The 9,919-nt window shown below is 65.9% G+C and carries 8 protein-coding genes and 1 pseudogene; 3 read left to right on the forward strand and 6 right to left on the reverse strand.

What is annotated here, in order from left to right:
• The 4 genes from BST12_RS27695 to BST12_RS27710 form a co-directional block, all read right to left on the reverse strand.
• Window positions 1-517: DUF222 domain-containing protein (locus BST12_RS27695; RefSeq protein WP_139801991.1), on the reverse strand; the 517-nt coding region annotated here is incomplete at its 3' end.
• A gap of 102 nt (window positions 518-619) precedes the next feature.
• On the reverse strand, window positions 620-1,906 hold the full coding sequence (locus BST12_RS27700) for an alpha/beta hydrolase (protein WP_083116391.1): 1,287 nt from the start codon (window positions 1,904-1,906) through the stop codon (window positions 620-622).
• A complete protein-coding gene (gene fadD12, locus BST12_RS27705; protein ID WP_083116392.1) occupies window positions 1,903-3,525 on the reverse strand; it encodes an acyl-CoA ligase FadD12 in 1,623 nt (540 codons plus the stop codon). The genes BST12_RS27700 and fadD12 overlap by 4 nt, the downstream gene beginning before the upstream one ends.
• A 3-nt stretch (window positions 3,526-3,528) precedes the next feature.
• The gene (locus tag BST12_RS27710) at window positions 3,529-4,272 is read right to left on the reverse strand and encodes a 1-acyl-sn-glycerol-3-phosphate acyltransferase (RefSeq protein WP_139801994.1); all 744 of its coding nucleotides are present in this window, start codon (window positions 4,270-4,272) and stop codon (window positions 3,529-3,531) included.
• 179 nt (window positions 4,273-4,451) lie between these two features.
• On the opposite strand from BST12_RS27710, the gene BST12_RS27715 reads away from it, so the two are divergent.
• Window positions 4,452-5,744: a PucR family transcriptional regulator gene (locus BST12_RS27715; protein ID WP_083116394.1), complete on the forward strand. Its 1,293-nt coding sequence runs from the start codon at window positions 4,452-4,454 to the stop codon at window positions 5,742-5,744.
• A gap of 7 nt (window positions 5,745-5,751) precedes the next feature.
• Here the strand turns inward: BST12_RS27715 and BST12_RS31285 are convergent, their stop codons facing one another.
• Window positions 5,752-6,003, reverse strand: a complete 252-nt coding sequence (locus BST12_RS31285) for a hypothetical protein (RefSeq protein ID WP_139801992.1) — start codon at window positions 6,001-6,003, stop codon at window positions 5,752-5,754.
• A gap of 394 nt (window positions 6,004-6,397) precedes the next feature.
• On the opposite strand from BST12_RS31285, the gene BST12_RS27725 reads away from it, so the two are divergent.
• Together BST12_RS27725 and BST12_RS27730 are read left to right on the forward strand one after the other, a co-directional pair.
• Window positions 6,398-8,146: a DUF3556 domain-containing protein gene (locus BST12_RS27725; RefSeq protein WP_083116396.1), complete on the forward strand. Its 1,749-nt coding sequence runs from the start codon at window positions 6,398-6,400 to the stop codon at window positions 8,144-8,146.
• A complete protein-coding gene (locus tag BST12_RS27730; RefSeq protein ID WP_083116397.1) occupies window positions 8,143-9,585 on the forward strand; it encodes a phytoene desaturase family protein in 1,443 nt (480 codons plus the stop codon). The genes BST12_RS27725 and BST12_RS27730 overlap by 4 nt, the downstream gene beginning before the upstream one ends.
• Window positions 9,586-9,608: 23 nt before the next feature.
• Here BST12_RS27730 and BST12_RS32350 read toward each other — a convergent pair.
• Window positions 9,609-9,919 (reverse strand): annotated as a pseudogene (locus BST12_RS32350) (beta-xylosidase); the annotation flags it as partial.

Genomic DNA, 9,919 nt, shown 5'->3' on the forward strand with positions numbered 1-9,919 from the left:
CCAGCCCGGCCAGATCGTCGGGGCGCCGGCTGGTGGCCAGCTGGGCCAGCTGGGTCTCGGCGGCCGCGCGGGTACCCAGATCGATCGCGGCGGGCAGCTCACGCAGAAACTCGCGGATCACCTTGACATGCCCGTCGCCAATCAGGCCGTCGCGCTGGGCTTCGGCGGTCGCGGTCAACAGCGGCGGCAGCGGCTCACCCGTCAACGCGTGGCGCTCACCCAGATCCGCCGCCTCGGCGATCCGCCGGCCGGCCTCGGCCCTGGTAATCCGCAACCGGTCGGCCAGCGCCACCCGCAACGTGCCGCCGAGTTCCTCCTCGCAGGACTGCTCACCGATCTGATTGATCAAGGTATGCCCGGGCACCGGCAGCCGGCGCGCCACCCGCTCCAGACGCTGCAGCGCCCGCAGCAACTCCGGTGTGGTGAGCGTGTCAAAGGTCAAGCCGCACACGAGATCCAGGCCATGGTCGAGGACATCGAAGGCCTCGACGATCTCCTCACGCGTACTCGAACCCATACCGCAAACACTACAAAACGCCACCGACAAAAATCCCTTCGCTGAAACCACTGAAACAGAAGTGGCGCAAGGGATTCAGCGGCTAGCAAGGTAAACAAGCGCCTACCGGCCGGGTGGGTTCCTCACGTACACCCAGGACAAGAACCGGGCCACCGCGTCGGCGGCCTTATGTGCCCGCGGCGATCCGAAGATGTCGAAAGCGTGTTGGGCGTTGGGCAGTTCGGCGTACGCGACCGGCGCCTTCGACACCGTGCGCAACTCGTCGACGAACTCGCGCGCCTCGACCACCGGAATCAGCGAGTCGTCGGTTCCGTGCAGCACGAAAAACGGTGGGGCATCGGGCTTTACATACTGGATCGGCGAGGCATCGACATAGATGTGGCGATGCGTGCTGAGCTTCTCTTTGACCACCATTCTTCCGAGTACCTCGACGAACTGGGCGCGCCCCACGGCTTCGGTGGAAAACCAGTCGTAGCGGCCGTAGAACGGGACCGCCGCCACCACGGACGTATCGGCCTCTTCGAAGCCCGGCTGGAACTTGGGGTCATTGGCCGTCAGCGCTGCCAATGCAGACAAGTGGCCGCCGGCCGAACCACCGCTGATCGCAACGAAATTCGGGTCACCGCCATACGCCGCGATGTTCTCCTTGACCCAGGCCAGCGCGCGCTTCACGTCGACGATGTGGTCGGGCCAGGTGTGCAGCGGCGATACGCGGTAGTTCATCGAAACGCATACCCAGCCGCGTGAAACCAAATGACCCATCAGCGGATACGCCTGCGGGCGCCGCCACCCGAGCATCCACGCGCCGCCGGGTACCTGCAGCAGCACCGGCGCCTTGCCGTCACGCGGCAGGTCGCGTCGGCGCCAGATGTCGGCCAGGTTGGCCCGTCCGTGCGGCCCGTAGCGCACGACATTCTGCTTGTCGACGAAGCGCCGGCGGGCGACCGTGCTGCGTAAGGGGACGTTGCGCCTGCCGACACGTGTCGGTTCGGTCGGTAGCTCCTTGAGCTCCTCGGTGTAGTCGGGACCGAGCTGCTCGGTCAGGCCGGCTTCCAAGACCGGACCGGGGGTAACGGTGCCGCGGTAGCGGATCACCGCGAGGATGACCCAGGACGCGGCCGTCAGTCCCAGTGCCGCTTTCCCTTTCGCGCCGGCGAAGTCTCCGCGCCGGCCGCGGCGCACGGCGTCCAGCGCGGATGCGGTGGCGTACAGACCCGGCACCTCCGAGGTGGGCCAGCCGAACCAGAACACCAGCACTGCCGCGTAAGGGTTACGGCTCAACGGGCGTAATCCGTTGGCGGCGTTGAGGACTTCGACGGCGGCTCGCGTCAGCGGTCTGGGCGTCAATGCCTGTCGCCAGGCCAGGCGTAGCAGCCGCCGTCCCCTCATGAGCCGCTGGCCTGTGATTTCAACTCGGCGCGCAGGATCTTGCCGGTGCTGCCGCGGGGAAGCTCGTCGAGAACCGTAATCTCACGGGGCACCTTGTAATTGGCCAAGTTCTCCCGGACATGTTGCTTGAGAGTGTCGGGAGTGGCCGACCCACCGGGTTCCAGCACCACGAATGCCGCCAGTCGCTGGCCATACTCGTCGTCGTCCACGCCGATCACGGTGGCTTCGGCCACCTCGGGGTGCGCGGCCAGGGTCTTTTCCACTTCGATGGGATAGATGTTCTCTCCGCCGGAGACGATCATTTCGTCGTCGCGGCCGACGACGAACAGCCGGCCGTTCCTATCGAGATAGCCGACGTCGCCCGACGACATGAACCCCGCGTGGAAGTTTTTGGTGGTGCCCGAGGTGTAGCCGTCGAACTGGGTTTCGTTGCGGACGTAGATGCTTCCGACCTCGCCGATCGGGACTTCGTTCAATTCGGAGTCCAGGATGCGGATTTCGGTCCCATCGGCCGGCTTGCCCGCGGTGTCGGGCGCAGCACGCAGGTCGGCCGGGGTGGCGGTGGCGATCATGCCGGCCTCGGTGGCGTTGTAGTTGTTGTAGATCACGTCGCCGAACTGGTCCATGAACGCGATGACGACGTCGGGCCGCATCCGGGAACCGGATGCCGCGGCGAAGCGTAATGTCTTGCCGCTGTACCGGTTCCGCACGTCGGCGGGTAGCTCCATGATGCGGTCGAACATCACCGGCACCACCGCGAGGCCGGTCGCCTGGTAGCGGTCGATGAGGTCCAGGGTGGCTTCCGGGTCGAACTTGCGACGGGTGACCACCGTGCAGGCCAGCGACGACGCCAGCACCAACTGTGAGAACCCCCACGCGTGGAACATCGGCGCCACGATCACGATCGGTTCCTCGGCCCGCCACGGCGTGCGGTCCAGGATCGCCTTGAGGGTGCCGAGGCCGCCGCCACCGCCAGAGTGCTTGGCGCCCTTGGGTGTTCCGGTGGTACCCGAGGTCAGCAGGATCACTCTGCCGGTACTGCCTGAACGCTCTGGACGCTGATCGGCGCAAGCTGCGATCAACTTCTCGACGGTCAGCTCGTGCGGCTGATCGGACCACGCGACAATGCGGGTGGCGTTGGGCCGGCCGGCCAATGCGCGATTCACCGTGGCGCTGAACTCCTCGTCGTAGACGACGGTATCGACGTTTTCCCGCGCCACCACGTCGGCCAGCGCCGGGCCCGCGAACGAGGTGTTGAGCAGCAGAATATCGGCGCCAATCCTGTTGGCCGCCAACAGGGAATCGACGAATCCGCGATGATTGCGGCACATGATCCCGACCACCCGCGGCGCTCCGCCCGGCAACCCCTGCAGCGCGGCGGCAAAGGCGTTGCTGCGCTCTTCGAGCTGTCGCCAGGTCAGCATGCCGAGTTCGTCGACGAACCCCGGCTTGTCCGGGCAACGTTGAGCCGCACCGGCGAAACCTGACGTGAAGCCCATGCCTTCGCGGCGCATGGCGGCGGCGATCTTGACGTACTTGTCCGGCCGCATGGGCGCGATCATTCCGGCGCGCCGCATAGTGGTGATCAGTCCGCGGATGTCACTGATGCGAGATGCCATGGCTCAGCCCAGAATCGGGAAACGTCGTTTGGCGGCAAGCTCATTGAGTCCCTGCTGCATCACCGCCCGTACGTGCTCGTCGACTTCGTCGACGTCCGGGTCGTCACCGAATTCCTTGGCGATGTCGATCGGTTCCAGCACCTGCATAACGATCTTGGTGGGCAGCGGCAGGTTGGGCGGGATGGCGGCGCTGAACCCGAATGGGAACCCGAACGACAGCGGCAGGATGTCGCTGCGGATCAGGCGTTTCAGACCGATTCGCTCGGCCAGCCAGGTGCCGCGGGACAGGTAGAGTTGCGTTTCCTGCCCGCCGACGGACACCGCGGGAACAATCGGCACCCCGGCTTCGATCGCGGTCCTGACGTAACCTTTGCGGCCGTTGAAGTCGATGACGTTCTCTGCAAAGGTGGGCCGATACGCGTCGTAGTCACCGCCGGGAAAGACCACCACCACGCCGCCGGTGCGCAGCGCCTTGGCGGCGTTGTCGCGATTGGCCCGGATATAGCCGACGCGCCTGAACAGCGGACCGGTCACGCCCATGAAGAGGATGTCGTGGCTCAGCGTGTAGACCGGGCGGTCGTAGCCGAGTTGGTCGTAGAAGTCGACGCTGAAGATCGGGACGTCCATCGGGAACATGCCACCGGAGTGGTTGGCCACGACCAGCGCCCCGCCCGGCGGGAACGAATCGAGGCCATGCACCTCGGAGCGGAAATACGTCTTCAACACCGGGCGCATGACGCTGATCATGCGCTGGGTCAAGCCCGGGTCGAATTTCCCGATGTCGTCATTAACCGGGCTATCTGGGCTGTCGCTCACTGAGGCCCCCTTGCCGTCGAGTCACTCGATCGTAGCGACCGCAATCGGCGCCCCCCGCAACACGGGCGAAAGTCCCACGCGCAGCCGCGGAGGCGGGCACAGTGAGTCACGTGGCCGAAGTTGGTTACGGGCCCATTTCGGTGATCGCCCGGCACATGCAGCTGATTCGCGACGACTTCATTGGCGAATTGTTCGACGAGATGAAGGCCGAGATTCAGGGTCTGAATTACGACACCAGAATGACCGACTTGTGGCGGGCAAGCCTGACCGAGAACATCGTGGCGGCCATCCACTATCTGGATCGTGACGTGCCGGCGTCCTTGATCGAGGCCCCCGCGGCCGCGCTGGCATACGTGCGGGCGGCCGCGCAGCGCGATGTGCCGCTGTCCGGTTTGGTGCGGGCGCACCGGCTGGGGCACGCGCGATTCCTGGAGGTGGCGATGAAGCAGGTGTCGTCACTGGAGCCCGCGGTGCGGGTGCCCACGCTCGTCGAGCTGGTGAATCGCTCCGCCCACCTGGTGGACTCGGTGGCCGACCAGCTGATCGTGGCCTACGAGTACGAGCACGATCGCTGGCTGAGCCGTCGCAGCGGCCTGCAGCAGCGGTGGGTCAGCGAGGTGCTTTCGGGTGGTCCGGTTGACGTGCCCCGGGCCGAGCGGGCGCTGCGCTATCGGTTGGACGGCGTACACCTGGCGGCGGTGGTGTGGGTCGATACGACGGTGCCCGCAGGAGAGGTGGTGGCGGTATTCGACTCGGTGCGTTCGTTGCTGGCCGCGGAGCTGGGCGCGCTGGGCAATTCGTTGCTGGTGCCGACCGACGAACGCGAGGCCCGGATGTGGTTTTCGGTGCGCGACGGCCGCGCGCTGGAGCCGGCGAAACTGCGCACGGCGTTCGAATCCGCCGGTATCCAAGCGCGGCTGGCGTGCGGCCGAGTGCAAGAGGGATTGCACGGATTCCGTGCCTCGTTGACGCAGGCCGAACGGGTGAAGGCGGTGGCTCTGGCGGGCGGTCGGCGCGGTAGCGGTACCAGTTGCGGTACGGGTAGCGGGACGACCGTAGAACGAGTCGTCTTCTTTCGCGATCTGGCGCCCATCGCGCTGATGGCCAGCGATGTAGGCGAGTTGCGGCGCTTCGTTGCCGATGTGCTGGGCGATCTCAGTGTTGACAACGAACGCAATGGCTGGCTACGCGAGACGTTGCGTGAATTTCTGGTCCGCAACCGCAGCTATGTTGCCGCCGCGGAGGCAATGTCCTTGCACCGCAACACCATTCAGTATCGGATCGCCCAGGCGATGGAGCTGTGCGGACAGGACCTCGACGATCCGGACGCTGCGTTCAAGGTGCAGATGGCGCTGGAGGTCTGCCGGTGGATGGCTCCGGGAGTGTTGCGCGCGGCCAACTAGCCCTCCTTCATGCGGTGCGCACAAAAGCGCAGGTGAGCTTCATCGTCGGCGCATATGGTGCCCGGCGGTTTCGGCGCGTTAGCTGTGGCCACACCGGAAAGCCCAGTCGAGAGATGCGCAGATGAACCAGCCAGCAGCCACCGGCGATCACCGCCAGACGGACTACCTGCTGCGCGTGCTCGGCCAGATCTGCCGCCGGACGAACCGCACGATCGACCAGTATTTGAGGGCCAAGGCCCTCACTGAAGCCGTCGGCCACAGTGACTACGCCTGTGGCCTTCGGCGCCCGACGGGCATCAACGAGCGGGACCGCCGAACTCTCGAGAGGCTGATCGATTGCCTGCAGCGACGGTTTCCGCCTGACGGCTGGGACGAGGTTCCCCCGATCTCTCGGAGGGCGCGGCCTGGGGTCCGTTAGGACCGCAAGGAATCTGGTGTGGGCAGCGCCGAGGAAGCATTCGCGCGTAATGAGGGGTCGCGCGGGATGCCATTCGTGTAGGCGCGCCGCACCCTGATGATCGCGCCCTGCCGAGCGGACCCGCGGCCGGATGCGCGTGCCACAGTCCCAGTCTTTCCGGTCGACCGCCGGCCTTGTGGTTCCGAATAGAGTTTATTGACTAGCTGGTTTCACACCTATCGGGAACGAGGCCGCCATGGGATTCATGTCACCGGAGCTTCCGGACGTCGATCACGACACCTGGCCGACGCTGCCGCGGGCAGCACGACTGCAGGTCGTGACGCGGCACTGGGCTGAACACGGCTTCGGGACGCCGTATGCGGTGTACCTGCTCTATCTGTTGAAGATCGGCCTGTACGTCGCGGTCCCCGCCGCGATCATCTCGCTCACGCCGGGGCTGGGTGGACTAAGCGACATCGCCGACTGGTGGACGCAACCGATCGTCTACCAGAAAGTCATTGTCTTCACGCTGCTGTTCGAGGTGCTGGGCCTTGGCTGCGGCTCCGGGCCGCTGACCGGAAGGTTCATGCCGCCGATCGGCGGCATTCTATATTGGTTGCGGCCCAGGACCATTCGATTACCGGCGTGGCCGGATAAGGTCCCCTTCACCCGCGGCGATTCGCGTACCGTCGTCGATGTCGGTCTCTATGCGATCGTGTTGATCGGCGCGGTGTGGGCGCTGCTGGCACCCGGTTCCGGCGGATCGGTCACCGGCGCAGGCGATGTCGGCCTGATCGACCCCGTCCTGGTGATCCCGACCATCGTCGCCCTGGCGTTGTTGGGGTTGCGCGACAAGACCATTTTCTTGGCCGCGCGCGGCGAGCACTACTGGCTGAAACTGTTCGTGTTCTTCTTCCCATTCACCGACCAGATCGCCGCTTTCAAAATCATCATGCTGTGCCTGTGGTGGGGTGCGGCGACCTCGAAACTCAACCACCACTTCCCCTACGTGGTGGCGGTTATGACGAGCAACAACGCACTGTTGCGGCCCAAGCTGTTCAATCCGATCAAGCACCGGCTCTACCGCGACCACGTCAACGACCTACGGCCCACCTGGGTGCCGAAGTTCATGGCGCACGTTGGCGGGACCACCGCGGAATTCATTGTTCCGACGCTTCTGGTTTTCGTCGCAGGCGATCAGCCGTGGCGGTGGTTCCTCATCGGGTTCATGGTGATCTTCCACTTGAACATCCTGTCCAACCTCCCGATGGGAGTTCCGTTGGAGTGGAACGTGTTCTTCATTTTCTCGCTGTTCTATTTGTTCGGGCACTACGGCGCCATCCGCGCCACCGATCTCCGCTCGCCTTGGCTGCTGGCGCTGGTGATCGCCGCGGTAGCCGTGGTGATCGCGGGAAACATGTTCCCCGAAAAGATTTCGTTCCTGCCGGCCATGCGCTACTACGCCGGTAACTGGGCGACCAGCATATGGTGCTTCCGCGCCGGTACCGAAGACAAGATCGAAGCCGACATCGTGAAAAGCTCTGCGCTGGTTGTCAATCAGCTGGCCAAGCTCTACGACGCCGCGACCGCCGAAATCATGGCCGACAAGACGGCCGCCTTCCGGGCCATGCACACCCATGGCCGCGCGCTCAATGGCCTGTTGCCGCGTGCCATCGACGGCGAGACCGACTACAAGATTCGCGAGGGCGAAATCGTCGCCGGGCCACTGGTGGGGTGGAACTTCGGTGAGGGTCACCTGCACAACGAGCAGCTGCTGGAGGCCGTCCAAAAGCGTTGCCAGTTCGAGGATGGCGACGTCCGGGTCATCATCCTGGAAGGTCAGCCGATCCACATCCAAAAGCAGTGGTACCGCATCGTCGACGCGAAGACCGGACTGATCGAAGCGGGCTACATCAACGTCGAGGACATGCTGTCGCGTCAGCCGTGGCCCGAGCCGGGTGACGAATTCCCCGTGCATGTCACGACGCAACGCGCCGCGCAGTGACCAAATCAGTCACGAAGGCAGCCAATAAGGCGGTTGTCGTCGGCGCTGGGCCCAACGGCCTGGCCGCGGCAATTCACTTGGCGCGCCAGGGTATTGACGTACAGGTGCTGGAGGCGCGCGACACCATCGGTGGCGGAGCGCGCTCGGGTGAACTGACGGTGCCCGGGGTCATTCATGACCATTGCTCGGCGTTTCATCCGCTGGGTGTGGGCTCACCGTTCTGGCAGGAGATCGACCTGCCAAGCTACGGGCTGAGTTGGCAGTGGCCGGAGATCGACTGCGCGCACCCGCTCGATGACGGCACCGCCGGCCTGCTGTTCCAGTCGATCGAGGCGACCGCGGCGCGAATGGGATCCGACGGCAACCGGTGGCGGCTGGCCGTCGGCGACCTCGTCGAAGGATTCGATGAGCTGGCCAGTGACCTGCTTCGACCGGTGATCAATATTCCGCGCCACCCGATCCGGCTGGCCCGCTTCGGCCCGCGCGCGGTAATGCCGGCCACATTGCTGGCGCGCTGGTTTAGTACCGAGCAGGCGCGCGCCCTCTACGGCGGCGCGGCCGCGCACGTCTACACCCGGCTGGACCGTCCGCTCACTGCCTCACTCGGGTTGATGATCCTGGCCAGCGGCCACCGTTACGGCTGGCCCGTCGCGCAGGGCGGATCGGGATCGATCACCCGGGCGCTGGGTGCCGCCCTCGATGCGCACGGTGTACGCGTCGCCACCGGCGTAACCGTCCGCAGCCGCCGCGACATTCCCGACGCCGACATCGTCATGCTCGACCTCAGCCCGGCCCAGGTCCTGACGATTTACGGCGATTGCATGCCCAGCCGGATCAGGCGCTCGTATCTGCGCTACCGCGAGGGGTCCTCGGCGTTCAAGGTGGACTTCGCCATCGAAGGGCACATTCCGTGGACCAATCCCGACTGCGGGCGCGCCGGCACCGTTCATCTGGGCGGCACGTTCTCCGAGATCGCCGAAACCGAACGTCGACGCGCACAACGGAATATGGTGCAACGCCCGTTCGTGTTGCTGGGCCAGCAGTACCTGGCCGACCCGTCGCGCTCGGCGGGCAACATCAACCCGGTCTACGCCTACGCGCACGTGCCGTTCGGTTACACCGGCGACGCCACCGCCGCTGTGGTGAACCAGATCGAGCGGTTCGCGCCGGGGTTCCGGGACCGCGTCGTCGCAACCGTCAGCAAGTCAACCGCTGAGTTGCAGGCCTACAACCCCAGCTACATCGGCGGCGACATCATCGGCGGCGCCAATGACGGACTGCAGGTCATCTTCCGGCCGCGGATAGCCGTCGACCCCTACGCGATCGGGGTGCCCGGGGTCTACCTCTGTTCCCAGTCGGCGCCGCCGGGGGCGGGAATCCACGGATTGAGCGGCTACTACGCGGCCGAGTCGGCGCTGCGCTGGTCGCGTAAGCGCTAACCGGTCAGCCGCGGTGGTCCGGCTCAGCCCGCCGCACCCGTAGGTCCGGGTGAAATGGGCTGGCCGGGCGCGGGCCCGCCGGCCGGAGCCGGAATGGTCGGTTCCTTGCCGGCCTTGGACATGTCGATGATGGGTGCGCCGGCGGGCAGCGGTGCGCCCTCAGCCCCGAGGACCACCAACGGAGTACCAGCGGGCAGCACGGGGGCTACGGCGGCTCCCGCAGGCACCGGGACGGCGGCCGGGATGGGGGCGACGCCCGGGATGGGGGCGACGGCCGGTACCGGCGCGACCGCTGGGATGGGCGCGACGCCGGGGATGGGGGCCACTGCGGGGA

The sequence above is a fragment of the Mycobacterium angelicum genome (assembly GCF_002086155.1).
GTDB classification, from domain to species: Bacteria; Actinomycetota; Actinomycetes; order Mycobacteriales; family Mycobacteriaceae; genus Mycobacterium; species Mycobacterium angelicum.

Coding starts and splice junctions, on each gene's coding strand:
- BST12_RS27700 (WP_083116391.1), bottom strand. CDS start 1,906: ATGAGGGGACGGCGGCTGCTACGCCTGGCCTGGCGACAGGCATTGACG.
- fadD12 (WP_083116392.1), bottom strand. CDS start 3,525: ATGGCATCTCGCATCAGTGACATCCGCGGACTGATCACCACTATGCGG.
- BST12_RS27710 (WP_139801994.1), bottom strand. CDS start 4,272: ATGATCAGCGTCATGCGCCCGGTGTTGAAGACGTATTTCCGCTCCGAG.
- BST12_RS27725 (WP_083116396.1), top strand. CDS start 6,398: ATGGGATTCATGTCACCGGAGCTTCCGGACGTCGATCACGACACCTGG.